We start from the raw sequence: 25,237 nt of genomic DNA on the forward strand, positions 1-25,237 counted from the left end.
CCCCCACCCCCACCAGCCAGTCCATGCGGCGCGCCGCGCGCCGGGTGCGTACGGTCGCGAGCCAGGTGTTCTTCCTCCAGGTGGCGGTCGTGCTGCTGCTCGCCGTCGCCGCCGGGGTGACCCTCGTCCTGCAGTCCAGGCACGACACCGACGAGGAGGCCCGCCGCCGCTCGCTCGCCGTCGCCGAGGCCTTCGCGAACGCCCCGGGCATGGTCGAGGCGCTGCGCTCCCCCGACCCGACCGCGATCCTGCAGCCGCGCACCGAGCGCGCCCGCGCCCGGGCCGACGTCGACTTCATCGTCGTCCTGACGACGGACGGGATCCGCTACACCCACCCCGACTCGGAGCAGATCGGCCGGCACTTCCTCGGGAACTACCGTGCCGCCGCAGACGGCGGCACCGTCACCGAGACGTCCACGGGCACCCTCGGCCCGTCCGTACGGGCCGTGGTGCCCGTCACCGACAGCCGGGGCAAGGTCGTCGGCCTGGTCGCCGCCGGGATCACCGTCAAGAAGGTGAGCGGCGCGGTCGACCGGCAGCTGCCGCTCCTCCTCGGCGCCGTCGCCGCCGCCCTCGCCCTGGCCACTGGCGGTACGGCGCTGGTCAGCAGGCGGCTGCGGCGGCAGACCCACGGGCTGGACCCGGCCGATCTGACCCGGATGTACGAGCACCACGACGCGGTGCTGCACTCCGTACGGGAGGGCGTGCTCATCGTCGGCGGGGACAAGCGGCTGCTGCTGGCCAACGACGAGGCGCGCCGGCTGTTCGACCTGCCCCCGGACGCCGAGGGGCGGCCCGTCGCCGACCTCGGCTTCGACCCGAGCACGGCCGAGCTGCTGGTGTCGGGCCGTACCGCCACCGACGAGGTGCACCAGGCGGGGGACCGGCTGCTGACGGTCAGCCACCGGCCGACCGACCGCTTCGGCGGTCCGCCCGGCAGCGTCGCGACGCTGCGGGACACCACCGAGCTGCGTGCCCTGTCCGGCAAGGTCGATGTGGCGCGCAAGCGGCTGAAGCTGCTGTACGACGCGGGGCTGCGGATCGGCACCACGCTGGACGTGGTGCGCACGGCCCAGGAGCTGACCGAATACGCGGTGGAACGGTTCGCCGACTTCGTCGCCGTGGACCTGGTGGACCCGGTGCTGCGCGGCGAGGAGCCGACGGGCGCGGCGACGGGCAGCGGCGCCACGGCGCGCACCTCCCTGCGCCGTACCGCGCTCAGCGGCATCCGCGACGACGTGCCGCTGTATCCGCTGGGCGGGCTGATCCGCTACGGCCCGGCCACGCCGCAGGCCATCGGGTTCGCCACCGGCGAGACGACGGTGGAGGCGGTGCTCGGCGACTTCGCCGGCTGGCACGAGCACGACCCGGAGCGGGCGCGGCAGATCGTCCACCACGGCATCCACTCCATGATCGCGGTGCCGCTGCGCGCCCGGGGCGTGATCCTGGGCATGGCCACGTTCATGCGCTCGGAGAAGCCCGAGCCCTTCGAGGAGGACGACGTCTCCCTCGCCGAGGAGCTGGTCACCCGGGCCGCGGTCAGCATCGACAACGCCCGCCGGTACACGCGCGAGCACACGATGGCGGTGACGCTGCAGCGCAGCCTGCTGCCGCAGGTGCTGCCCGAGCAGAGCGCGCTGGACGTGGCGTACCGGTATCTGCCGGCGGAGTCGGGGGTGGGCGGTGACTGGTTCGATGTGATCCCGCTGCCGGGGGCGCGGGTGGCGCTGGTGGTGGGTGACGTGGTCGGGCACGGGCTGCACGCGGCCGCCACGATGGGGCGGCTGCGTACGGCGGTGCACAACTTCTCCACCCTCGACCTGCCGCCCGACGAAATCCTCTCCCACCTCGACGACCTGATCGCCCGGATCGACCAGGACGAGACCTCGGACAGCCTGGAGGGCGGCGGTGTGATCACCGGTGCCACCTGTCTGTACGCGATCTACGACCCGGTCTCGCGGCGCTGCGTGATGGCCCGGGCCGGGCATCCGCCGCCGGCCGTGGTCGCCCCGGACGGCTCGGTGGAGTTCCCCGACCTGCCCGCCGGGCCGCCGCTGGGTCTTGGCGGGCTGCCGTTCGAGACGGCCGAGGTGGAGCTGGCCGAGGGCAGCCACCTCGTCCTCTACACCGACGGCCTGGTCGAGAAGCGCGACCGGGACATCGAGGAGGGCCTGGAGCTGCTGCGCGCCTCCCTCTCCCACGCCGGGCGGACACCGGAGGAGACCTGTACGGCGGTCCTCGCCGAGATGCTGCCCGACACCCCCAGCGACGACATCGCGCTGATCGTCGCCCGTACGCGGGTGCTGGAGCCGGAGCGGATCGCGGACTGGGAGGTGCCGTCGGAACCATCCCTGGTGTCCGCGGTGCGCGCCGCGGTGGCGGCGCGGCTGGCCGAGTGGGACCTGGGCGAGGTGGCGTTCACCACCGAGCTGATCCTCAGCGAGCTGATCACCAACGCGATCCGGTACGCGACGGGGCCGATCCGGGTGCGGCTGCTGTGCGACCGCAGCCTGATCTGCGAGGTCTCGGACACCAGCTCCACCTCGCCGCACCTGCGGTACGCGGCGACGGAGGACGAGGGCGGGCGCGGGCTGTTCCTGGTGTCACGGTTCGCCGACCGGTGGGGGACGCGCTACACCGCCGAGGGCAAGGTCATCTGGACCGAGCAGACCCTGCCGGAGCGCGGCAAGCGGCGGCGGTGAGACGGCGCGGCGGCGATGACACGGCTGCGGTGCTGAAACGGTTGTGCTGAATCGCCCGTGGCGTTGAAACGCCCGAGGGGCTCGATCCGGTCGGATCGAGCCCCTCGGGAACGTACCGACTACGGCCGCTACTTCACCGGCTCCGGCTCCGGCTCCCGTGCCGTCTTCCCGTCGTCCTCCGGCTCGGCGGGCGTCTTGACGGAGTCCAGCAGCAGCTGCGCGACGTCCACGACCTGCAGCGACTCCTTCGCCGCACCGGCATTCTTCTTGCCGTTGACGGAGTCGGTGAGCATGACGAGGCAGAACGGGCAGGCGGTGGAGACGATGTCCGGGTTGAGGGACAGTGCCTCGTCCACCCGCTCGTCGTTGATGCGCTTGCCGATGCGCTCTTCCATCCACATCCGGGCGCCGCCGGCGCCGCAGCAGAAGCCGCGCTCCTTGTGGCGGTGCATCTCCTCGTTCCGCAGGCCCGGCACCTTGGCGATGATCTCGCGCGGCGGGGTGTAGACCTTGTTGTGGCGGCCCAGGTAGCAGGGGTCGTGGTAGGTGATGAGCCCCTCGACCGGGGTGACCGGGACGAGCTTGCCCTCGTCGACGAGGTGCTGCAGCAGCTGGGTGTGGTGGATCACCTCGTAGTGGCCGCCGAGCTGCGGGTACTCGTTGGCGATCGTGTTGAAGCAGTGCGGGCAGGTCGCGACGATCTTCTTCTTGGACTTCTCGACGACGACGCCTTCCTCCGCATCCTCCCCGAAGGCCATGTTGAGCATCTCGACGTTCTGCTGGCCGAGCTGCTGGAAGAGGAACTCATTGCCGAGGCGGCGGGCGGAGTCGCCGGTGCACGACTCGTCCCCGCCCATGATCGCGAACTTGACGCCCGCGATGTGCAGCAGCTCCGCGAAGGCCTTGGTGGTCTTCTTCGCCCGGTCCTCCAGGGCGCCCGCGCAGCCGACCCAGTACAGGTAGTCGACCTCGGACAGGTCCTCGATGTCCTTGCCGACGACCGGCACCTCGAAGTCGACTTCCTTGGTCCACGCCAGGCGCTGCTTCTTGGCGAGCCCCCAGGGGTTGCCCTTCTTCTCCAGGTTCTTCAGCATCGTCCCGGCCTCGCTCGGGAAGGACGACTCGATCATCACCTGGTAGCGGCGCATGTCGACGATGTGGTCGACGTGCTCGATGTCGACGGGGCACTGCTCGACGCAGGCGCCGCAGGTGGTGCAGGACCACAGCACGTCCGGGTCGATGACGCCGCCCGCGGCGGAGCCGCTGTCAGATGCAGCCGACAGGGTGCCGATCAGCGGCCGCTCGGCCTCGGCCAGCGCCGACTGCGGCACCTCGGCGAGCTGCTCGGCGCTCGCCTTCTCCTCCCCCTCCGCAGTCTTGCCGCCACCCGCGAGCAGATACGGGGCCTTGGCGTGCGAGTGGTCGCGCAGCGACATGATCAGCAGCTTGGGCGACAACGGCTTGCCGGTGTTCCAGGCCGGGCACTGGGACTGGCAGCGGCCGCACTCGGTGCAGGTGGAGAAGTCGAGGAGGCCCTTCCAGGAGAAGTGCTCGATCTGCGAGACGCCGAACTGGTCGTCCTCGCCCGGGTCCTCGAAGTCGATCGGCTTGCCGCCCGAGGTCATCGGCTGGAGCGCGCCCAGCGCGACGTCTCCGCTCGACTCGCGCTTGAACCAGATGTTGGGGAAGGCGAGGAAGCGGTGCCAGGCGATGCTCATGTCGATGTTCACCGAGACCGTGATCATCCAGACCATGGTCGTGCCGAGCTTGATCATCGCGAACAGGTAGGTCAGGTTCTGCACCGTGCCGACGCTGAGGCTCTTGAAGAGCAGCACCAGCGGGTACGAGGCGAAGTACTCCGGCTGGTACGAGTCGACGTGGTGCAGCGCGCCCTCCGTACCGCGCAGCGCCATGATCGCCAGGCCGATGATCAGGATGACGTACTCGACGAAGTACGCCTGCCAGGCCGTGGAGCCGGCGAACCGGGACTTGCGGCCGGCCCGGCTGGGCAGGTTGAGCAGCCGGATCACGATCAGGGTGGCGATGCCGAGGGTGGTCATCGTCCCGATGAACTCGATGTACAGCTCATAGGGGAGGAAGCCGCCGAGGATCGGCAGCGTCCAGTCGGCCTGGAAGAGCTGGCCGTAGGCGTTGATGATGGTCGGCGGCAGGGTCAGGAAGCCGATCGCGACGAACCAGTGGGCGATCCCGATGATCCCCCACTTGTTCATCCGGGTGTGCGCCAGGAACTCCCTCACCAGCGTCACGCTGCGCTGATAGGGGTTGTCGGTCCGGGTGCCCGCCGGCACGGGTGCGCCGAGCTTGAAGAAGCGCACGAACTGCGCGATGGCGCGGCCGAGCAGGGCAACGCCGACCGCCGTGAGGACCAGCGACACGATGATCGCGGCGAGTTGCATTGGGGGCTCCTCGAACCTGCGAGAGCGGATTACTGAGCAGTGTGGATGACTGGGCGGAACGGATTACTAGCAGTCGAAGCAGTCGAAGCAGTCGATTACTAAGCAGTAACTTATCTGGTCTTGACCGAGATTACCCGGGGAAGCGGCAGCTCATGTAGCCGACCGGCCGGTGATCTGTGTCGCTTGGCCGGATCGCCGGCCCTCTCGTCGCCTCACCCCTCCTCCTCTTGTCCGTGTCCTGTCCATAAGGGCCGTATAAAAGTTGAGCCCGCCGGACTCAGGTCTGTTGACATGGGGGGATCCGTCAGGCACTCTTGAGCCTGTTCCACTCAATGCTGTGTAGTTGGAGGATTGCGAAATGGCTCGTGCGGTCGGCATCGACCTGGGTACGACGAACTCCGTCGTCAGTGTGCTCGAAGGCGGTGAGCCCACCGTCATCACCAACGCCGAGGGCGCCAGGACCACGCCGTCCGTCGTCGCCTTCGCCAAGAACGGCGAGGTCCTGGTCGGTGAGGTCGCCAAGCGCCAGGCCGTGACCAACGTGGACCGGACCATCCGGTCGGTCAAGCGCCACATGGGCACCGACTGGCAGATCAACCTCGACGGCAAGAACTTCAACCCGCAGCAGATGAGCGCCTTCATTCTGCAGAAGCTCAAGCGGGACGCCGAGGCCTACCTGGGCGAGAAGGTCGCGGACGCGGTCATCACCGTCCCGGCGTACTTCAACGACGCCGAGCGCCAGGCCACCAAGGAGGCCGGTGAGATCGCGGGCCTCAACGTCCTGCGTATCGTCAACGAGCCTACTGCCGCCGCCCTCGCCTACGGGCTCGAGAAGGACGACCAGACCATCCTGGTCTTCGACCTCGGCGGCGGCACCTTCGACGTCTCGCTGCTGGAGATCGGCGACGGCGTGGTGGAGGTCAAGGCCACCAACGGCGACAACCACCTCGGTGGCGACGACTGGGACCAGCGCGTCGTCGACTACCTGGTCAAGCAGTTCAACAACGGCCACGGCGTGGACCTGTCCAAGGACAAGATGGCGCTCCAGCGCCTCCGCGAGGCCGCCGAGAAGGCGAAGATCGAGCTGTCCAGCTCGACCGAGACCACCATCAACCTGCCCTACATCACGGCCTCCGCCGAGGGCCCGCTGCACCTGGACGAGAAGCTCACCCGCGCCCAGTTCCAGCAGCTCACCAGCGACCTGCTCGAGCGATGCAAGGTCCCCTTCCACAACGTGATCAAGGACGCGGGCATCGCGCTGTCCGAGATCGACCACGTGGTCCTGGTCGGTGGCTCGACCCGTATGCCGGCCGTCGCCGAGCTGGTCAAGGAGCTGACCGGCGGCAAGGAGGCCAACAAGGGCGTCAACCCGGACGAGGTCGTCGCCATCGGCGCCTCGCTCCAGGCCGGTGTCCTCAAGGGCGAGGTCAAGGACGTCCTGCTGCTCGACGTCACCCCGCTGTCCCTCGGCATCGAGACCAAGGGCGGCATCATGACCAAGCTGATCGAGCGCAACACGACCATCCCGACCAAGCGCTCCGAGATCTTCACCACGGCCGAGGACAACCAGCCGTCCGTGCAGATCCAGGTCTACCAGGGCGAGCGCGAGATCGCGGCGTACAACAAGAAGCTCGGCATGTTCGAGCTGACCGGCCTGCCGCCGGCCCCGCGCGGCGTGCCGCAGATCGAGGTCACCTTCGACATCGACGCCAACGGGATCATGCACGTCGGCGCCAAGGACCTCGGCACCGGCAAGGAGCAGAAGATGACCGTCACCGGCGGCTCCGCGCTGCCGAAGGACGACATCGACCGCATGATGCGCGAGGCCGAGCAGTACGCGGAGGAGGACCACAAGCGCCGCGAGGCCGCCGAGACCCGCAACCAGGCCGAGCAGCTGGTCTACCAGACCGAGAAGTTCCTCAAGGACAACGAGGACAAGGTCCCCGGCGACGTCAAGACCGAGGTGGAGACCGCGGTCGGCGAGCTGAAGGAGAAGCTCAAGGGCGACGACACCGCCGAGATCCGCACCGCCACCGAGAAGGTCGCGGCCGTCAGCCAGAAGCTGGGCCAGGCGCTGTACGCCAACGCCCAGGACGGCGCGGGCGCGGCGGGTGCGGCGGGCGCGGCCGGTGACGGCCAGGCCAAGGCCGACGACGACGTCGTGGACGCCGAGATCGTGGACGACGAGAAGACTGACAAGGGGCGGGGTGGTGCCGCGTGACGGAGGAGACCCCGGGCTTCGAGGAGCAGCCCGACGTCCCCTCCGAGGCCGCACAGACCCCTGAGGAGGCGGCCAAGGGTGCCGCCGGGTCCGCCGACAAGGCGGGCCCGGAGGCCCCGGCAGGGGACCTCGAGCAGGTGGCCGTCCAGGCCCAACTGGACCAGGTCCGTACCGCCCTCAACGAGCGGACGGCCGACCTCCAGCGGCTCCAGGCGGAGTACCAGAACTACCGACGCCGGGTCGAGCGGGACCGGGCCACGGTCAAGGAGATCGCCGTGGCGAACCTCCTGTCCGAGCTGCTGCCCGTGCTCGACGACATCGGCCGCGCCCGTGAGCACGGCGAACTCGTCGGCGGCTTCAAGTCCGTCGCCGAGTCGCTGGAGACGGTCGCGGCGAAGCTGGGCCTGCAGCAGTTCGGCAAGGAGGGCGAGCCCTTCGACCCGCTGGTGCACGAGGCTCTCATGCACTCGTACGCGCCGGACGTCACCGAAACCACGTGCGTGCAGATTCTGCAGCCGGGGTATCGAATCGGCGAGCGAACGATCCGCCCGGCGCGGGTCGCGGTCGCCGAGCCCCAGCCGGGCGCACAGCCCAAGGGGGACGAGACGCCGGACGAGGAGAGCGGTGGCCCGGAAGAGGGCTGACGTGGCTGATGTGACAGCGATGGCAGGAGAGGAGGGACGTCGGGGATGAGCACCAAGGACTTCGTCGAGAAGGACTACTACAAAGTCCTCGGCGTCCCCAAGGACGCCACCGAGGCGGAGATCAAGAAGGCGTACCGGAAGCTCGCCCGCGAGTTCCACCCGGACGCCAACAAGGGCGACGCCAAGGCCGAGGAGCGCTTCAAGGAGATCTCCGAGGCGAACGACGTCCTCGGCGACCCCAAGCGGCGCAAGGAGTACGACGAGGCCCGCGCCCTGTTCGGCAACGGCGGATTCCGCCCGGGGCCGGGCGCGGGCGGCCCCGGCGGCACCTTCAACTTCGACCTGGGCGACCTCTTCGGCGGCGCCCAGGGCGGCGGCGCGGGCGGCGGCTTCGGCGGCGGCCTCGGGGACGTCTTCGGCGGCCTCTTCAACCGTGGCACCTCCACCCGGGCCCAGCCGCGCCGCGGCCAGGACATCGAGTCCGAGGTGACGCTGAGCTTCACCGAGGCGGTGGACGGGGCCACGGTCCCGCTGCGGATGTCCAGCCAGGCCCCGTGCAAGGCGTGCTCGGGCACCGGCGACAAGAACGGCACGCCCCGCGTGTGCCCGACCTGCGTCGGCACCGGCCAGGTCAGCCGGGGCGGCGGGGGCGGCTTCTCGCTCACCGACCCGTGCGTGGACTGCCGCGGCCGCGGCCTGATCGCGCAGAACCCGTGCGAGGCCTGCAAGGGCAGCGGCCGCGCCCGCAGCGCCCGCACCATGCAGGTCCGCATCCCCGCCGGCGTCAGCGACGGCCAGCGGATCCGGCTGCGCGGCAAGGGCGCCCCGGGCGAGACCGGCGGCCCCGCCGGCGACCTGTACGTGGTGGTCCACGTCGACCCCCACCCGGTCTTCGGCCGCAAGGGCGACAACCTCACCGTCACCGTGCCCGTCACCCTCCCGGAGGCGGCCCTCGGCGGCGAGATCAAGGTCCCCACCCTCGGCGGCCCCCCGGTCACCCTCAAGCTGCCGGCCGGCACGCCCAACGGCCGCACGATGCGCGCCCGCGGCAAGGGCGCGGTGCGCAAGGACGGCACCCGCGGCGACCTGCTGGTCACCGTCGAGGTCACCGTCCCCAAGGACCTCAGCGACAAGGCGCGCGAGGCGCTGGAGTCGTATCGGGAGGCGACCGCGGGGGAGGACCCGCGGGCGGAGCTGTTCCAGTCCGCGAAGGGAGCATGACATGGATGGCCGAGGGGTCGGAGGCAGGAGCGGTACGGGCGCGCCCAGGAGCCGCAATCCGTACGAGCTGACGGACGAGTCGCCGGTGTACGTCATCTCGGTCGCCGCCCAGCTCTCCGGGCTGCACCCGCAGACCCTGCGCCAGTACGACCGGCTGGGCCTGGTCTCCCCCGACCGCACGGCCGGCCGCGGGCGCCGCTACTCGGCCCGCGACATCCAGCTGCTCCGCCAGGTGCAGCAGCTCTCCCAGGACGAGGGCATCAACCTCGCCGGCATCAAGCGCATCATCGAACTGGAGAACCAGGTCGCCGCCCTCCAGGAGCGCGTCGCCGAACTCCAGTCCGCGGTCGAGGGCGCGGCCGCGGCGATGCAGCAGCGCGAAGCCGCGGTCCACGCCTCCTACCGCCGCGACCTGGTCCCCTACGACCAGGTCCGGCAGGCCAGCGCGCTGGTGGTGTGGCGGCCGAAGTCCAAGCGCTCGGAGTAGCCGCCGCACGCTGGGGCCGACCTCACCCGATCGAGTGGCCCGGTGACCGACCCGTCGGTCACCGGGCTTCTTTTCTGCCAGCGTGGGGCGTTGTCCGTGCCGCACGGACGCTTCTGGCCCACACTTGAGGAGGAGGTGCTGCGCCATGACCGCTCTTGCCCACGAGGCGCCTACGACAATGGAGGTGCCTGAGGCCATGCCCGAAGACGTGCCCTCGCTTGGACTGGACGAGGCTCTGTGGCAGGCGTGGAAGTCCCTGGAACTCCCCGAGGGCTATCACGCGGAGATTGTCGAGGGGTTCATCGAGGTGTCGCCCACCGGACGTGCCAGCCACGCTCGTGTCATCAACCGCCTGCGGCGGGCCTTGGAAAGGCATCTGGAGAGCAGTGAGTACGCGGTGCACCACGACTGGAACGTCATCCACGAGCGCAAGGCGTGGGTCCCCGACCTGTTCGTAGCGCCTGAAGACGACGAGGAGTTCCTCACCGAAGACGGCCTGGGCTTCACCGCCTCCGCCGTGAAGCTCGTCGTCGAAGTCGTCTCCCCCGGCCATGAGAACCAGCAGCGCGACCGGGTCCGCAAGCGCCGCGCCTACGCGCGCGCGGGCATCCCCGTCTACGTCCTGATCGACGACCACGACAACCACGGCACGGTGACCGTGCTCACATCCCCCTCCCCGGGCGAGGAGACGTACGCCGCCGCCATCCGCGTCCCCTACGGCACCGAGGTGCAGATCCCGGAGGGCCCGGTGAAGGGCTTCGCGATCACGGAGGACATCACCGGACCGCGTCTGGCCTGACGGTGCACGAGGTCTGGGCGGCCTGCTGTTGCGGGGCGGCCGGAGCGCCGAGGCGCTGGGCTACTCGAAGACTCCGTGAGGACCGATGACTTCCGGGCCGCCGCGACGTCCTATCTGCTGACCGGATCATCCGTAGTGGGGAGGACCCCGTGCACGCAGCCCTTGTGACCCTGACCATCGACCCGGCCCAGGCGCCCGCTGCCGCCGCCGCGCTGGTTGACGACGTCCTGCCGAGGATCCGCTCGGCGCCCGGATTTCTCACCGGGTACTGGCTGGAGCCCGTGGATGGTCGTGGCTTCTCCATGACCGTCTTCGAGACCGAGGCCCAGGCCCGCGCGGCCACCCCGCCCGCCCTCGGCTGGACGGCGCCCGGCGTCACCATCGAGTCCGTCGAGTTCCGCCGCGTGGCCGTCGCTACCAGCCAGGACGAGGCGTCCGGCTGATCTCGCACCACACCACCTTGGACGCGGGGCCCCACAGCTCGCCGTTCAGCGGGAAGTGATTCCAACTGTCGGCGAGCAACTCCAGCAGATGAAGCCCCCGCCCGCCCTCGCTGTCCGCGCCGACCGTCCGCAGGCCGGGCGGCGTGGGGCTGGTGTCCCACACCGTCATGCGCAGCCGCTCGGCGTACCACTTCAGCCGCAGATCGGCCTCGCCTCCGGTGTGCACGATCGCGTTGGTGAGCATCTCGCTGGCCAGCAGCTCGGCCCGGTCGACGAGTTCGGGCAGCTCATGGGCGGTGAGGGCGGTACGGAGGGAGGCCTGGGCGACGCGGACTGCGCGGGGGTCGTGGGGGATGTGCAGCGAGTACTCGAACGGCGCGACGGCAGGGGTGACGAGGGGCATGGGGGCCTCCTGTGGCGCGGTGGGGTGTGCGAGGGCGGGCCGGTGTCATTGCCGCCATGTGGGCATGGCGGTGCGCTTCCGGCTGGCCGGATGTTTCGCTTGGTGAGCGGTGCGATACTCAACGTAGGGTGCAGCCCTGATACGTTGCAACCCTTATCCCGAGATTCGCCCCGCCAGGGTGAACCGTGCCATCGTTGCCATGACAAGCCGTCAGGAGAGGGAAGAGCGCATGCCGCCGAGAACCAACCCCACGGCGCGCCAGATGCGGTTGGCCGCCGAGCTGCGCAAGATGCGGGAGCGCGCGGGCATGACCGTGCGCGAAGCGGGGGAGTTGCTGGGCACCGGCCCCATCCAGATCAGCCACATCGAGGCGGGGCGCATCGGGGTCAGCGAGGAGCGGCTACGACGGCTGGCCGACAACTACCGCTGCACGGACGCCGAGCTGATCGACGCGCTGAGCGCTATGGCAACCGAGCGGGTACGGGGATGGTGGGAGCGGTACCGGGGAGCGCTTGGGTCGGGGCTGCTGGACGTCGCCGCCCTGGAATGGCACGCCCACGCGATGCGGACGCTGCGGGTCGTCCATATTCCCGGGTTGCTGCAGGTGGAGTCGTACATGCGGGCCCTGTTCAGCTACGCGCGGTCGAGCGTCTCCGATCACATCGAGGCCTTGACCGACTTCCGGCTGCGGCGCCGAGAGGTGCTCGACCGCGACGATCCGCCGGAGTACACGGCGACCATCCATGAGGCGGCGCTCCGCATGAAGGTCGGAGACCGGAAGGTTGCGCGGGAGCAGCTGGAGTACATCCTGGAAAGGTCCGAACTCCCCGGTGTCACCGTGCGGGTGATTCCCTTCGCTGCCGAGGGTTTCGCGGGCATGGGCGACTCCGTGCTCTACGCGACGGGGCCGTTGCCCCGGCTGGACACGGTGCAGATCGATCAGGTCCACGGCAGCGCCTTCCTGGACGGGGAAGCGCAACTGGAGCACTACCGCCACCGCCTGAGCGCCGCAGAGCGGTTGGCACTCAGCCCCGAGGAGTCGCGAGACTTTGTTCACCAGATCGCACGTGAGCTGTGAAGGGCGGAGCATGCACGACATCCCCTGGCGCAAGTCGAGCTTTTCCGGAAACGGCATAAACAACGAATGCCTGGAACTCGCCGCCACCGACGGCGCGATACACCTCCGCGAGAGCGAGGACCCCAGCACAGCCATACGCACCGCCCCGCGCCCCCTCGCGGCCTTCATCCGGGCGGCCAAAGCAGGGGCGTTGGACCGCCTGCTGTGAGCATGGGACAGCGACGCGCCGACGGCATGACGCGTCGCTGTCCCATACTCACCGCGAACCCGGCTACGCGCGGGCGGTCAGGAAGGTGCTCAGGCTGTCGAGGAGCATGGCGCTGCCCTGTTCGGCCATGTCGCGTTCCTCGGCGGTGTCACAGGTCTGGCTGAGCACGATCCGCGTGTGCTGGTCGTCCTGCTCGTCGAGTTCCATGGTCATGGCGGCGGGCTCGGGCTTGCCGGGCACGTCCATGCCGGTGACCAGGCGGCGGTGCTCGGCGACCTCAAGGTAGGAGCCGGTCAGCGGGAACTGCCCGCCGTCCGGGGTGACCATGGTGGCCTTCCACACTCCGCCCGCCCGTACGTCCATCTCGACGGAGCCGGCGGCGGCGCCCGTCCACTGGGTGTACTGCTCGGGGGTGGTCCACGCCTGCCACACCGCCACCGCAGGGGCGTTCAGCGTTCGGGTCAGGGTGTAGGCGAAGCCGTCGGCCGCGGTGGTCTGCTCGGTGGTCATGTCTCGTCTCCTCGTCTCGCCCGGTAGAGCTGTCTGATGTGCAGACGCCCGGGGGCGTGAGAACTCATCGGTGTGCGTTGCCAGAACTTTGTCATCTGCCTCTGACAATCGGGCTGTTGGCGCCCCGGCGCCACGGATGAGCGGGCGTCCGGCCGTGCCCTTCAGGAGCCGCAGCGGGCGGCGCGGTCCAGGAGGAGCCGGCGTTCGCGGGTGTTGCGGGTCAGGGAGGCGGCGCGTTCGTATTCGGTGCGGGCCTCCGCCTCGCGGCCCAGCCGCTTCAGCAGGTCGGCGCGGACGCTGGGGAGGAGGTGGTAGTCCTTCAGGGCCGGTTCGTCGGTGAGGGCGTCGACGAGGGGGAGGGCGGCGGCGGGGCCCTGGGACATGGAGACGGCGACGGCGCGGTTGAGCTCGATGACGGGGGAGGGGGTCAGGGCCATGAGGCGGCCGTAGAGGGTGGCGATGGTGGCCCAGTCGGTGTCCTCGTAGCGGGCCGCCTGGGCGTGGCAGGCGGCGATGGCGGCCTGGAGGGAGTAGGGGCCGTGGCCGGCGCGGTGGAGGGCTTCGACGCCGCGGTGGATGAGGAGGCGGTTCCATCTGGCGCGGTTCTGGTCGGCGAGGAGGACGGGTTCGCCGTCGGGGCCGGTGCGGGCCGGGGTGCGGGAGGCCTGGAATTCCAGGAGGGCGGCGAGGCCGTGGGCTTCGGGTTCCCGGGGCATGAGGGCGGCCAGGACGCGGGCCAGGCGGAGGGCGTCCTCGCAGAGGGCGGGGCGGAGCAGGTCGTCGCCGGCGGTGGCGGAGTAGCCCTCGTTGAAGATGAGGTAGATGACTTCGAGGACGGAGGCGAGGCGGGCGGCCCGGTCGGCGCCGTAGGGGACCTCGAAGGGGACGCCGGCTTTGGCGAGGGCCCGTTTGGCGCGGACGATGCGCTGGGCGACGGTGGGCTCCGGGGCCAGGAAGGCGCGGGCGATCTCCTGGGTGGTCAGCCCGCCCAGCAGGCGCAGGGTGAGGGCGACCCGGGCCTCGGTGGACAGCACGGGGTGGCAGGCGGTGAAGATCAGCCGCAGCAGGTCGTCGTCGATGTCCTCGGCGGGGTCCTCGGCGTAGTCGGGCGGGGCCGCGTCCGTGAGGGTACGGCCGACCTCGGCGAGCTTGCGCGCGTACGTCTCCTTGCGGCGTACGAGGTCGATCGCGCGGTGCCTGGCGGTGGCCATGAGCCAGGCGCCCGGGTTGTCCGGGACGCCCGACTCCGGCCACTGCTCCAGCGCGGCGACCAGAGCGTCCTGCGCCAGCTCCTCGGCCAGCCCTATGTCCCGCACGATGCGGGTGACCCCCGCGATGATCCGCGCGGATTCGATTCTGAAGACCGTTTCGGTGGCCTGGACCGCCTCGGCGCCTGCTGCCTCAGAGCCCGCTGCGTCAGCGCTTGCTGCTCCCGTCACGGTCACCCATCAGAGCAGCCGCGCGGGAGCCGGGCAAGCGCGGTCGGTCAGCCTTCGGCGATCTCCCGGACCTCGGCGGTGACGGTCCAGTAGTCCTCGTGGGTCTGCAGGAACCGCTTGGTCCACTCCAGCGCCTCGGCCTTGTCCTTGGCCTGGATGATGGAGTAGCCGCCGATGACCTCCTTGCTCTCGGTGAAGGGCCCGTCGGTGTAGCTGAGCTTGCCGCCGGACCAGGTGACCCGGGTGCCCTCGGAGGTGGGGGTGAGGCCGGCCGTGTCCAGCATCACCCCGGCCTTCGTGATCTCCTCCAGCAGCGCGCCCATGCGCTCCTGGAGCTCGGGGCTGGGGCCCTCGGCGGGGGCGTTCTGCTCGTCGATGCGGATCAACGTCATGAAGCGCGGCATGGTGACTCCTCGGTACGGAGGGCGGGGACTCTCCCCGTCTCTCACCCTTGCGTCGAACGGGAGACGGCCGGATCGACAGCTCCCGGAAAAAATCTCCGAAGAATTTCTCGCCCGCTATGACGCTCTATGTGGCGATAAGTCCCGCCTGGTGCGGGCGGGGCGGCCGGGGCGCACGATGGGGAGAGGGTTAGCGGGCGCCGACAACGGTGAGACGTAACAGCCCGTGACCCGTCGGCAGGGAAGAGGATGAGTACCGATCGCACCCCACCCCGTCATCCCCGCCGCCGCCCCCGCAGGGTGGCGCCCGGCGGCCGGAGCGAGCGCACCGACCGGATGCTGCGGACGCTGTTGCGCCGCCGCAAGGAGCCGCTGACCATCTCGGACGTGACGGTCGTCGACCGGCCGGGGCTGCGCCGCGCGGTCGCGGCGACGGCGGTCGGCAACACCATGGAGTGGTTCGACTTCGGCGTCTACGCGTATGTCGCGGTCACGCTCGGCAAGGTCTTCTTCCCCTCGGACTCGGCGGCGACGCAGGTGGTCTCCACCTTCGCCACCTTCGCGGTCGCGTTCCTGGTCCGGCCGCTGGGCGGGCTGGTCTTCGGGCCGCTGGGGGACCGCATCGGGCGGCGGCGGGTGCTCTCGACCACCATGATCATGATGGCGATCGGCACCTTCGCGGTGGGGCTGCTGCCCGGTTACGACTCCATCGGCATCGCGGCCCCGCTGCTGTTGCTGGCGTGCCGGGTGGTGCAGGGGTTCTCGACCGGCGGCGAGTACGCGGGGGCCACGACGTACATCGCCGAGTTCGCCCCGGACCGGCGCCGCGGCTTCCTGGGGAGCTGGCTGGACTTCGGGACGTTCGTCGGCTATTCGCTGGGGTCCGGGGTGGTCACGGTGCTGACCGCGGTGCTCGGCGAGCAGGGGATGGTGGACTGGGGCTGGCGGGTGCCGTTCCTGATCGCGGGGCCGCTCGGGCTGATCGGGCTCTACATGCGGCTGCGGCTGGAGGAGACCCCGGCGTTCCAGCAGGAGGCCGAGCGGGCCGCGGAGGCGGTGGGCGCCGGGCAGGACAGCGTGGATCCGGTCGAGGAGGCGCGCCAGTCCGGCAAGGGCCGGCTGAAGGAGATCTTCACCCGGCACTGGCAGGCCGTGCTGATCTGCATGGGGCTGGTGCTGCTGTACAACGTCACCAACTACATGGTGACGTCCTACCTGCCCACGTACATGACCTCCACCCTGGGCCAGGACCCCACCACGGCCCAGGTGCTGGTGCTCGGCACGATGATCCTCGTCGCGCTGACGATCACCGTGGTGGGCCGCTCCTCCGACCGCTGGGGGCGGCGGCCGATGTTCATGGCCGGCAGCGTGGCGCTGATCGCCCTCGCGATCCCGGCGCTGCTGCTGATCCAGGCGGGCGGGTTCCTGATGCCCGCCGTGGGCTGTGTGATCCTCGGGCTGCTGCTGGTGATCTTCGCGGGGACCAGCGCGGCCACGCTGCCCGCCCTGTTCCCGACCCGGCTGCGCTACGGCGCCCTGTCGATCGCGTTCAACATCTCGGTGTCGCTGTTCGGCGGCACCACCCCGCTGGTCGCCTCCTGGCTGGTCGCCACGACGGGCGACAAGCTGGTGCCCGCCTACTACCTGATGGGCGCGGGCCTCGTCGGGCTGGTCTCCACGATCTTCCTGCACGAGACGGCGGGCAAGCCGCTGCGCGGCTCGGGGCCCATGGTGGAGACGGCCGAGGAGGCGCGGCGGCTGGTGGCCAGGAGCCGCACCCGGGCCGGGCGGCGGGCGCGGGACGTGTGGATCAGGCTGCGCCACCCGTGGGCGGCGCAGCGGTACCGGGATCACGGCGGGGACGGGGGACGGTGATCTGGTGACCTGGGCCGGGGGTGGGCCGGCGGCAGGGAGTCGTGATCAGTTCTCCGCCTGCCAGAGGAGCACGGCCGCGACCACCATGACCAGGATGGAGGTGGTCACCCAGACCATCGCCCCCTTGCTCGGCTTCGTCGCGGGGTTCTGGACCCACCGGTAGTAGTCGCGGGTGATCTGGCGGCGTACCGGGGCGAGCGCGACCGGCATCATGATCATGAGGACCGTGTACTGGTAGCAGGTGCTGGCCGGCCCGTCGCCCTGGGCGAGGCTGTTGCCTCCCACCGCGATGATGCCGATGACCGGCATCCAGAGCTGCTTCGTGCGGTACTGCGGGATCTCGATGATCCACTGCATGGCGGCGAGGTTGACGAGGGTGGCGCCCGCGGCGATCAGTATCCACGTGCTGGTGGACAGCGACTGGAACATGGAAGTCCTCCCCGGCCGGTGCGACGCCGCGCTGTGCCGGCGTTGGCCCGGACTTTACCGGGAGTGATCGTCACGCCCGGCCCAGCGCCCTCGTCAGCGCGATCTCGATCAGGACCCGGTCCGGGTTGGGCGACGGGGTGCGCTCGTAGCGCTCGGCGTAGCGGCGCACCGCGTCCTCGATGAGTTCGGCCTCGGTGCGGACGACCGCCCGGCCCTCGAGCGTCGCCCAGCGCCTTCCGGCGAACTGGCAGACCGCGACGGGCACGCCGGAGGGGCCGGCGGACCGGATGTGGGCGACCTTGCGGCTGTGCTTGTTGCTGATGACGCGGGCGAGGCCGGCCGCCGGGTCGTAGGTGACGCCGACGGGGACCACGTGGGGGGTGCCGTCGGGGCGCGGCGTGGTCAGGGTGCACACATGGCGCTCGCGCCAGAAGGCCAGGTAGTCGGGGCCGGGGTCGCGTGGGTCCAAGGCCATGGCCACAATCTATCGACCCACGCCCTTGAGTGGAATAGACTCAACTTTACGGAGGTTGGGTACGGCAGGACTGAGTGGCTGGAACTGGGTCGCAGGGACTGAGTGCCGCCAAGAGCGCGACGAGGAGGAGTACGGGGACGTGGACGCCGAGCTGACCAACAAGAGCCGGGCGGCGGTGAGCGCCGCCAATGACCGCGCGGTCTCCGCGGGGCACGCGGACCTGACACCGGCGCATCTGCTCCTGGGCCTGCTGCAGGGCCAGGACAACGAGAACCTGATGGATCTGCTGGCGGCCGTGGACGCGGACGTGGCCGTGGTGCGCGACGGCACGGAGCGGCTGCTGGCCGGGCTGGCCAGCGTGCGCGGCTCGACCGTCGCCCCGCCGCAGCCCGACCGCGACCTGCTGGCGGTGCTCGCGGACGCCGCCCAGCGCGCCAAGGAGCTGGGGGACGACTACGTCTCCACCGAGCACCTGCTGATCGGCATCGCCGCCAAGGGCGGCCGGGCCGGGGAGCTGCTGGCCGCGCAGGGCGCGAGCGCCAAGAAGCTGCTCGCCGCCTTCGAGAAGGCCCGGGGCGGGCAGCGGGTGACCAACCCGGACCCGGAGGGCACGTACAAGGCGCTGGAGAAGTTCGGCACCGACTTCACCGCCGCCGCGCGCGACGGCAAGCTCGACCCGGTCATCGGCCGGGACCAGGAGATCCGCCGCGTCGTCCAGGTGCTCTCGCGGCGCACCAAGAACAACCCGGTGCTGATCGGCGAGCCCGGCGTCGGCAAGACGGCCGTCGTCGAGGGCCTGGCGCAGCGCATCGTCAAGGGCGACGTGCCCGAGAGCCTGCGGAACAAGCGGCTGGTGGCGCTCGACCTGGGCGCGATGGTCGCGGGCGCCAAGTACCGCGGTGAGTTCGAGGAGCGGCTGAAGACCGTCCTGGCCGAGATCAAGTCCAGCGACGGCCAGATCATCACCTTCATCGACGAGCTGCACACCGTGGTCGGCGCGGGCGCCGGCGGGGACTCCGCGATGGACGCGGGCAACATGCTCAAGCCGATGCTGGCCCGCGGCGAGCTGCGCATGGTGGGCGCCACCACGCTGGACGAGTACCGCGAGCGGATCGAGAAGGACGCCGCCCTGGAGCGCCGCTTCCAGCAGGTGCTGGTCGCCGAGCCGACCGTCGAGGACACGGTGGCGATCCTGCGCGGCCTCAAGGGCCGCTACGAGGCGCACCACAAGGTGCAGATCGCGGACGGCGCCCTGGTCGCCGCCGCGACCCTGTCCGACCGCTACATCACCTCCCGCTTCCTCCCCGACAAGGCCATCGACCTGGTCGACGAGGCCGCCTCCCGGCTGCGCATGGAGATCGACTCCTCGCCCGTCGAGATCGACGAGCTCCAGCGCTCGGTCGACCGGATGAAGATGGAGGAGATGGCGCTCGCCAAGGAGACCGACGACGCCAGCCGGCAGCGGCTGGAGAAGCTGCGCCGCGACCTCGCCGACAAGGAGGAGGAGCTGCGCGGGCTGACCGCGCGCTGGGAGAAGGAGAAGCAGGGCCTCAACCGGGTCGGTGAGCTGAAGGAGACCCTCGACGACCTGCGCGGGCAGGCCGAGCGGGCCCAGCGCGACGGGGACTTCGACACCGCGTCCAAGCTGCTGTACGGGGAGATCCCGGCGGTCGAGCGCGAGCTGAAGGAGGCCTCCGCGGCCGAGGCCGAGGTCCAGGAGGGCCGCGGCACGATGGTCAAGGAGGAGGTCGGCCCGGACGACGTGGCCGATGTGGTCGCCTCCTGGACCGGCATCCCCGCCGGGCGGCTGCTGGAGGGCGAGACCCAGAAGCTGCTGCGCATGGAGGACGAGCTCGGCAAGCGGCTGATCGGCCAGACCGAGGCCGTACGGGCCGTGTCCGACGCCGTGCGCCGCAGCCGGGCCGGCATCGCCGACCCCGACCGGCCGACCGGGTCGTTCCTCTTCCTCGGCCCGACCGGCGTCGGCAAGACCGAGCTGGCCAAGGCGCTCGCGGACTTCCTCTTCGACGACGAGCGGGCCATGGTCCGCATCGACATGAGCGAGTACAGCGAGAAGCACAGCGTCGCCCGCCTGGTCGGCGCGCCCCCCGGCTACGTCGGCTACGAGGAGGGCGGCCAGCTCACCGAGGCGGTCCGCCGCCGCCCGTACAGCGTGGTGCTGCTGGACGAGGTCGAGAAGGCCCATCCCGAGGTCTTCGACATCCTGCTCCAGGTGCTGGACGACGGACGGCTCACGGACGGCCAGGGCCGGACCGTGGACTTCCGCAACACCATCCTGGTCCTCACCTCCAACCTCGGCAGCCAGTACCTGGTGGACCCGCTGCTCAGCGAGGAGGAGAAGAAGCAGAGCGTGCTGGAGACCGTGCGGGCCTCCTTCAAGCCGGAGTTCCTGAACCGGCTGGACGACCTGGTCGTCTTCACCGCGCTCAGCCAGAGCGAGCTGGCCCGCATCGCCGGGCTCCAGATCGAACGGCTCGCCGAGCGCCTGGCCGAGCGGCAGCTGAAGCTCGACGTCACCCCGGCCGCGCTGGCCTGGCTGGCGGAGGAGGGCATGGACCCGGCGTACGGGGCCAGGCCGCTGCGCCGCCTGGTCCAGACGGCGATCGGCGACCGGCTCGCCAAGGAGATCCTGGCGGGCGAGGTCAGGGACGGGGACACGGTCCGGGTGGATCGGGTCGGCGACGACCTGCTGGTGGGCCCGGCGCAGTAAGCGGCACGGCAAGAGGCCCGGCCGCGGCAGGCGGCCCCGGCACCGGGCGGGTGGCCCGCGGCGCGCGCCGCGGGCCACCCGCCTTTTCGCCGTCGGGTGTGGGTGATCGGATCCGCCGATCCGGCAAGAGTTGGCCCGGGCTTGCACGGTGGGGGCGGGTGTGAGGGAGGATGGCGGTATCCAGACGAAGGGAAATCCACGGTGAGCATCGACCCGTCCTCGATTCCGAATTTCGGGGGCCAGCCCGAGCCGCAACCGACGGGTCCGACGGGCCCCGTGCTGCCCGACCAGGACCTGGTCAAGCAGCTGCTGGAGCAGATGGAGCTGAAGTACGTCGTCGACGAGGAGGGAGACCTCGCGGCGCCGTGGGAGCAGTTCCGCACCTACTTCATGTTCCGTGGTGAGGAGGAGCAGCAGGTCTTCTCGGTCCGGACCTTCTACGACCGGCCGCACGAGATCGACGAGAAGCCGCGACTGCTCGAGGCGATCGACGACTGGAACCGTCGCACGCTGTGGCCGAAGGTCTACAGCCACACCAACGACGACGGCACCGTCCGGCTGATCGGTGAGGCGCAGATGCTGATCGGCACCGGCGTCAGCCTGGAGCACTTCGTGTCCAGCACGGTCAGCTGGGTGCGGGCCTCGATCGAATTCGACCGGTGGCTGGTCGAGCAGCTGGGCCTCGAGGCCGACATCGAGTCCGACGGCGACGAGAAGCCGGACGACGGCGAGGTCTGACGGCGAGGTCTGGCGGCGAGGTCTGACGGCCGCACCGCCCGGCCCGCGCCGGATCACATCGCGATGCGGGCCACGGTCAGCAGATACGTCCCGTAGACGAAGGAGAACCCGGCCAACGCGCCGCCGGTCAGTACGGCGGTGCGCGGCCGGGCTCTCGTCATCGCCAGCGCCACCGGCAGCAGCAGCGGGAAGGCGGGCAGCAGGAAGCGCGGCTTGGAGGCGAAGTAGTTGGAGCCGCCGAGCGTGATGGCGACCAGGACCAGGGTGTAGACGAGCAGCGCGAGCGGCGGCCGGTCCGCCACCAGCAGCGCGAGCAGCACCACCGCGACGCCGAGGATCACCAGCGCCACGAAGTAGGCGAACGACGCCTTGTGGATGAGCAGGTACCGGACGAACCGCAGGCCGTTCGCGCCGAAGTCGAAGCGGGAGCCCCACTCCTCCTGGACGGCGAAGTAGCCGCGCCAGCTGCCCCGCCGGCAGCCGACCCAGGCCAGATAGCCGAGCCAGCCCAGCGGCGAGAGCGCCGCCCCCGCCCACACCCGCCAGGACGCCCCGCGCGCCTCGAGCACCTCTCGGGTCCCGCACGCCCGCCTCCGGCGCCACAGCTCGGCCGCCGCGCAGCAGCAGACGGCCGCCGCGACGGCGATCCCGTTGGGCCGGGAGGCGCCGGCCAGCAGGGCCAGCGCCCCCGCCGACAGCCAGCGCCGGGTCAGCACCGCGTACAGCGACCAGGCGGCCAGCGCGGTCAGCAGCGGCTCGGTGTACGCCATGGACTGCACGATCGCGTGCGGCAGCAGCCCCCACAGCACCACCAGCGCCATGGCCACCCGCCGCCCGTACAGCAGCTCCCCGACGGCGTGGATCCCCCAGGCCGCCACCCCCGCCGCCACCCAGGCGACCACCAGGCCGGCGGTCACCGCGGAGATCGGCAGGAGGGTGGTGAGGGTCCGCATCAGCATCGGGAACAGCGGGAAGAACGCCATGTCGCTGAAGGTCACCCCGTGCTTGGCGGGGTCCGGCAGGAGGGCGTTGCCGTTGTATCCGTGGCGGGCGACGCCCACGTACCAGACGCTGTCCCAGCAGTAGCCGAGCAGCGTGCGCGGGTGCTTGCCGATCCGCCCGGCCCAAGCCGCCATGCACACCAGCCCGATCAGCCGGCTCGCGGCGTACAGCCCGAGCGCGGGCGCGGCCCGCCGCAGCGATGCGCGCAGACGGGGCGCGGCGCGGCGGTGGGCCGGGGACGGTGCCGGCGGCTCCGGGGCCCGTATGGGTGCGCTGGTATCGGCGGACACGGGCCACCTCCGGAGGGGTAGGCGCGGCGGTCGCGTGCCGAGCCCCGGGAATGCGGCGGGGCTCGGCACATACCGACCATGCGCCCCCGCGCGCCCGGCCGCGACCGGGGTGACCCATACGGGGGCCGGGGGCGGGGGGCTCAGCTACCGGGGGGCGGGGGCCCAGCCCGTCATGAGACCTTGAGGCCCTTGAGGCGCGTCGCGGCCTCCTCCAGGACGCTCTCGCGCTTGCAGAAGGCGAAGCGTACGAAGGGGGCGCCCTGGTCCTGGTGGTCGTAGAAGACGGCGTTGGGGATCGCCACGACGCCGCAGCGCTCCGGGAGGGCGCGGCAGAAGGCGAACCCGTCGGTCTCGCCGAGCGGCCGGATGTCGGTGGTGATGAAGTACGTGCCCGAGGGGCGGAAGACCGCGAAGCCCGCCTCGGCAAGCCCGGCGGCCAGCAGCTCGCGCTTGGCCAGCAGGTCCTCGCGGAGCGAGTGGAAGTAGCTGTCGGGCAGGCGCAGCGCCTCGGCGACCGCGTACTGGAAGGGGCCGGAGGAGACGTAGGTGAGGAACTGCTTCGCGGAGCGGACGGCCGAGACCAGGGCCGGGGAGCCGGTCACCCAGCCAACCTTCCAGCCGGTGAAGGAGAAGGTCTTGCCGGCCGAACCGATGGTGACGGTGCGCTCGCGCATGCCGGGGAAGGAGGCGAGCGGGGTGTGCGCGGTGCCGAAGACCAGGTGCTCGTACACCTCGTCCGTCACCACCAGCAGATCCCGCTCGGCCGCGAGCTCGGCGACGGCGGCCAGCTCCTCGCGGGTGAGGACGGTGCCGGTGGGGTTGTGCGGGGTGTTGAGGAGGATCAGCCGGGTGCGGTCGGTGACCGCGGCCCGCAGCTCGTCCAGGTCCAGCCGGAAGGCGGGGTGGGGACCGGTGGTGTCGGGCCGGAGGGTGACCGGGACGCGGGTGCCGCCGGCCATCGCGATGCACGCGGCGTACGAGTCGTAGTACGGCTCCAGGGCGATCACCTCGTCGCCCGGCTCCAGCAGCGCGAGCAGCGAGGCGGCGATGGCCTCGGTCGCGCCCGCGGTGACCAGCACCTCGCGGTCCGGGTCGTACGACAGCCCGTACCAGCGCTGCTGGTGCTCGGCGACGGCGGTGCGCAGCTCGGGGATGCCGGGGCCCGGCGGGTACTGGTTGCCGCGGCCGTCGCGCAGGGCGCGGACCGCCGCCTCGCGCACCTCCTCGGGGCCGTCGCTGTCGGGGAAGCCCTGGCCGAGGTTGATGGAGCCGGTGCGCACGGCGAGCGCGGACATCTCGGCGAAGATCGTGGTGCCGAATGCGGCCAGGCGGCGGTTGAGCAGCGGTCGTCCCATGGGGGCCATCCTGCGCCCAACCTCTGGAGTTCCTCAACTCCGCTTTGACCGTCCCGCCGCCCGGGCATCGTTCATGACAGAGGGAACAAAGACGATACGGGGGACTGAGGGGGCTACGGGGACACGGGGGAGCACGGGGGACACGGGGGAACGAAGGGAGAGTGAGGTCCGATGACCTTCATGGTCGTGCTGATCCTGGGCGCGTTCGCGATCGCGGTCCTGGCCGCGCTCGGCACCGCGCGGACCCGGCGAGCCAGGGCATGGGGCACCTCGGCGTACGGCGGGGGCTCCGACAGCAGCTGGTGGGCCGCGGGGGCCGACGGCGGCGGAAGCAGCGGACACGGACACGGGCACGGACACGGACACGGACACGGGGGACACAGCGGGGGCCATCACCACTCGTGCGGTGGCGGCGGGTCGTCGTGTGGGGGCGGCTCGTCCTGCGGCGGTGGCGGAGGCGGTGGTGGCTGCGGAGGAGGGAGCTGACTCACGGGTGGTCGGCTTCTTCCGTCCCGGGTGCGCCCGGTGTGCCAAAGGCACGCCGGGCGCACGCCTGTTGGGCGTCAGTGCTCATTGAACACGTGAACTGGTAGACCCTCGCAGGGGTGGACCCCTGGCGAAGGTGGGTAAAAACGATGTGCTGCCTGCTCAGTTCATGATTCCGTATACCACCGACCCTACGGACCCCGCGTGGGCACAAGCCGGCGCATTCGAGCGCGCCCGGCTCACGGCGGGGCGGGCCGGCCCATCTCTTCCCCTGCGCTGCTTGCGGAGCCGACCCATGCTCACCACCCTCAAAACTGCTTACACCGACACCCGCGCCGCCGACCTCGCCTGGTGCCTGGGCCGGGAGCCGCTTCCGGCTCTGGCCGTCCTCGATCTGCGACTGCGTGAGTTCTCCGTACAGTTGAGGCTGCTCGGGGCCTCTCACCAAGTCCTCCTGGAGGGTGCGGGGGGCTCCTGCTCCGAGACCGTGGCCTGCATGTCGGGCCACAGCACCCCGCTGCCGATGGGCGTCTCCACCCTGGTCGACGGCCGTGAGTACGAATTCGCGGCGCGCGTCGAGGAGTTGTCGGGCGATGCGTTCGCGGGGCGCGCGCAGGAGTTGCTCGCGCTGGTGGCGGACCACCCCCACGGCCTGGCCGGCACCTTCCCCGGCAGCCCGCACGCGTTCACGGCGATGGTCGCGCAGCGGCGCGGGAGCCTGGTGAGCTGGCGGACCTGGCACGCCTACCCGCAGGAGGGGCGGCTGGTGACGACCCGCACATGGGTGGGGGCGCGGGTCGCGGCGGCCCTCTGAGTGCCGGTGCCCACCGCCCCTGGTGTGACACCCCCGCCCGAGCCGTCTCCGCGCGAGCCGTCCGGGCCC

The 25,237-nt window shown here is 71.0% G+C and carries 23 protein-coding genes; 14 read left to right on the forward strand and 9 right to left on the reverse strand.

The genetic code is table 11. From position 1 onward, the window contains the following. Positions 1 to 23: 23 nt before the first annotated feature. Positions 24 to 2,702 carry a SpoIIE family protein phosphatase gene (locus BBH68_RS14660; RefSeq protein WP_065962542.1) on the forward strand — a complete coding sequence of 893 codons (2,679 nt, stop codon included), beginning with the start codon at positions 24 to 26 and terminating at the stop codon, positions 2,700 to 2,702. 128 nt (positions 2,703 to 2,830) lie between these two features. Here BBH68_RS14660 and BBH68_RS14665 read toward each other — a convergent pair whose 3' ends face one another. Then, the gene (locus BBH68_RS14665) at positions 2,831 to 5,119 is read right to left on the reverse strand and encodes a (Fe-S)-binding protein (RefSeq protein WP_065962483.1); all 2,289 of its coding nucleotides are present in this window, start codon (positions 5,117 to 5,119) and stop codon (positions 2,831 to 2,833) included. A gap of 358 nt (positions 5,120 to 5,477) precedes the next feature. Here BBH68_RS14665 and dnaK point away from each other — a divergent pair, with 358 nt between their 5' ends. From dnaK to BBH68_RS14695, 6 genes are all read left to right on the forward strand, one after another. Further along, complete coding sequence (gene dnaK, locus BBH68_RS14670) at positions 5,478 to 7,340, forward strand: molecular chaperone DnaK (protein WP_065962485.1); 1,863 nt, start codon at positions 5,478 to 5,480, stop codon at positions 7,338 to 7,340. Further along, the gene (grpE, locus tag BBH68_RS14675) at positions 7,337 to 7,984 is read left to right on the forward strand and encodes a nucleotide exchange factor GrpE (RefSeq protein WP_065962486.1); all 648 of its coding nucleotides are present in this window, start codon (positions 7,337 to 7,339) and stop codon (positions 7,982 to 7,984) included. The genes dnaK and grpE overlap by 4 nt, the downstream gene beginning before the upstream one ends. 45 nt (positions 7,985 to 8,029) lie before the next feature. After that, positions 8,030 to 9,205 (forward strand): molecular chaperone DnaJ, encoded by a 1,176-nt coding sequence (gene dnaJ, locus BBH68_RS14680; protein WP_065962490.1) that lies wholly within the window; start codon positions 8,030 to 8,032, stop codon positions 9,203 to 9,205. 1 nt (position 9,206) lies between these two features. Beyond that, positions 9,207 to 9,692 (forward strand): heat shock protein transcriptional repressor HspR, encoded by a 486-nt coding sequence (locus BBH68_RS14685; RefSeq protein ID WP_065962493.1) that lies wholly within the window; start codon positions 9,207 to 9,209, stop codon positions 9,690 to 9,692. 196 nt (positions 9,693 to 9,888) lie between these two features. Beyond that, positions 9,889 to 10,491 (forward strand): Uma2 family endonuclease, encoded by a 603-nt coding sequence (locus BBH68_RS14690; protein ID WP_245738063.1) that lies wholly within the window; start codon positions 9,889 to 9,891, stop codon positions 10,489 to 10,491. A 149-nt stretch (positions 10,492 to 10,640) separates the two neighbouring features. Beyond that, positions 10,641 to 10,934 carry a hypothetical protein gene (locus BBH68_RS14695; RefSeq protein WP_065962497.1) on the forward strand — a complete coding sequence of 98 codons (294 nt, stop codon included), beginning with the start codon at positions 10,641 to 10,643 and terminating at the stop codon, positions 10,932 to 10,934. On the opposite strand, the gene BBH68_RS14700 is transcribed toward BBH68_RS14695, so the two are convergent. Further along, a complete protein-coding gene (locus BBH68_RS14700) occupies positions 10,906 to 11,337 on the reverse strand; it encodes an ATP-binding protein (RefSeq protein WP_065962500.1) in 432 nt (143 codons plus the stop codon). The two genes, BBH68_RS14695 and BBH68_RS14700, sit on opposite strands and share 29 nt — an antisense overlap. 229 nt (positions 11,338 to 11,566) lie before the next feature. Here BBH68_RS14700 and BBH68_RS14705 point away from each other — a divergent pair, with 229 nt between their 5' ends. Together BBH68_RS14705 and BBH68_RS14710 are read left to right on the forward strand one after the other, a co-directional pair. Beyond that, positions 11,567 to 12,415 carry a helix-turn-helix domain-containing protein gene (locus tag BBH68_RS14705; RefSeq protein ID WP_065962502.1) on the forward strand — a complete coding sequence of 283 codons (849 nt, stop codon included), beginning with the start codon at positions 11,567 to 11,569 and terminating at the stop codon, positions 12,413 to 12,415. A gap of 10 nt (positions 12,416 to 12,425) precedes the next feature. Continuing rightward, the gene (locus BBH68_RS14710) at positions 12,426 to 12,623 is read left to right on the forward strand and encodes a DUF397 domain-containing protein (protein WP_065962505.1); all 198 of its coding nucleotides are present in this window, start codon (positions 12,426 to 12,428) and stop codon (positions 12,621 to 12,623) included. A gap of 63 nt (positions 12,624 to 12,686) precedes the next feature. On the opposite strand, the gene BBH68_RS14715 is transcribed toward BBH68_RS14710, so the two are convergent. From BBH68_RS14715 to BBH68_RS14725, 3 genes are all read right to left on the reverse strand, one after another. Then, positions 12,687 to 13,133: an SRPBCC family protein gene (locus BBH68_RS14715; protein WP_065962506.1), complete on the reverse strand. Its 447-nt coding sequence runs from the start codon at positions 13,131 to 13,133 to the stop codon at positions 12,687 to 12,689. A gap of 161 nt (positions 13,134 to 13,294) precedes the next feature. Beyond that, entirely contained in the window at positions 13,295 to 14,572 is a 1,278-nt protein-coding gene (locus tag BBH68_RS14720; protein WP_079151000.1) for an RNA polymerase sigma factor, read from the reverse strand. A gap of 47 nt (positions 14,573 to 14,619) precedes the next feature. Then, the gene (locus tag BBH68_RS14725; RefSeq protein ID WP_065962508.1) at positions 14,620 to 14,976 is read right to left on the reverse strand and encodes a YciI family protein; all 357 of its coding nucleotides are present in this window, start codon (positions 14,974 to 14,976) and stop codon (positions 14,620 to 14,622) included. A gap of 333 nt (positions 14,977 to 15,309) precedes the next feature. Between BBH68_RS14725 and proP the strand changes: the two genes are divergently transcribed. Further along, the gene (proP, locus tag BBH68_RS14730; protein WP_211301791.1) at positions 15,310 to 16,848 is read left to right on the forward strand and encodes a glycine betaine/L-proline transporter ProP; all 1,539 of its coding nucleotides are present in this window, start codon (positions 15,310 to 15,312) and stop codon (positions 16,846 to 16,848) included. A gap of 45 nt (positions 16,849 to 16,893) precedes the next feature. Here the strand turns inward: proP and BBH68_RS14735 are convergent, their stop codons facing one another. Both BBH68_RS14735 and BBH68_RS14740 read right to left on the reverse strand, forming a co-directional pair. Continuing rightward, on the reverse strand, positions 16,894 to 17,277 hold the full coding sequence (locus BBH68_RS14735; protein WP_065962512.1) for a hypothetical protein: 384 nt from the start codon (positions 17,275 to 17,277) through the stop codon (positions 16,894 to 16,896). Between the two features lie 70 nt (positions 17,278 to 17,347). After that, positions 17,348 to 17,752, reverse strand: coding sequence for a pyridoxamine 5'-phosphate oxidase family protein (locus BBH68_RS14740; RefSeq protein ID WP_065962546.1), 405 nt, complete (start codon positions 17,750 to 17,752; stop codon positions 17,348 to 17,350). A gap of 139 nt (positions 17,753 to 17,891) precedes the next feature. On the opposite strand from BBH68_RS14740, the gene clpB reads away from it, so the two are divergent. Further along, the gene (gene clpB / locus BBH68_RS14745; RefSeq protein ID WP_065962513.1) at positions 17,892 to 20,483 is read left to right on the forward strand and encodes an ATP-dependent chaperone ClpB; all 2,592 of its coding nucleotides are present in this window, start codon (positions 17,892 to 17,894) and stop codon (positions 20,481 to 20,483) included. A gap of 201 nt (positions 20,484 to 20,684) precedes the next feature. Next, positions 20,685 to 21,221 carry a YbjN domain-containing protein gene (locus tag BBH68_RS14750; protein WP_065962515.1) on the forward strand — a complete coding sequence of 179 codons (537 nt, stop codon included), beginning with the start codon at positions 20,685 to 20,687 and terminating at the stop codon, positions 21,219 to 21,221. A 53-nt stretch (positions 21,222 to 21,274) separates the two neighbouring features. Here the strand turns inward: BBH68_RS14750 and BBH68_RS14755 are convergent, their stop codons facing one another. Together BBH68_RS14755 and BBH68_RS14760 are read right to left on the reverse strand one after the other, a co-directional pair. After that, positions 21,275 to 22,513 (reverse strand): hypothetical protein, encoded by a 1,239-nt coding sequence (locus BBH68_RS14755; RefSeq protein ID WP_174589026.1) that lies wholly within the window; start codon positions 22,511 to 22,513, stop codon positions 21,275 to 21,277. 170 nt (positions 22,514 to 22,683) lie between these two features. Further along, on the reverse strand, positions 22,684 to 23,877 hold the full coding sequence (locus BBH68_RS14760; RefSeq protein WP_065962517.1) for a pyridoxal phosphate-dependent aminotransferase: 1,194 nt from the start codon (positions 23,875 to 23,877) through the stop codon (positions 22,684 to 22,686). A 162-nt stretch (positions 23,878 to 24,039) separates the two neighbouring features. Here BBH68_RS14760 and BBH68_RS40730 point away from each other — a divergent pair, with 162 nt between their 5' ends. Both BBH68_RS40730 and BBH68_RS14765 read left to right on the forward strand, forming a co-directional pair. Further along, a complete protein-coding gene (locus tag BBH68_RS40730) occupies positions 24,040 to 24,354 on the forward strand; it encodes a hypothetical protein (protein WP_104531304.1) in 315 nt (104 codons plus the stop codon). A gap of 295 nt (positions 24,355 to 24,649) precedes the next feature. Then, positions 24,650 to 25,168, forward strand: a complete 519-nt coding sequence (locus BBH68_RS14765; RefSeq protein ID WP_065962521.1) for a DUF2617 family protein — start codon at positions 24,650 to 24,652, stop codon at positions 25,166 to 25,168. The last annotated feature ends 69 nt before the right edge of the window (positions 25,169 to 25,237 follow it).

The sequence above is a fragment of the Streptomyces sparsogenes genome (assembly GCF_001704635.1).
GTDB lineage: Bacteria > Actinomycetota > Actinomycetes > Streptomycetales > Streptomycetaceae > Streptomyces > Streptomyces sparsogenes.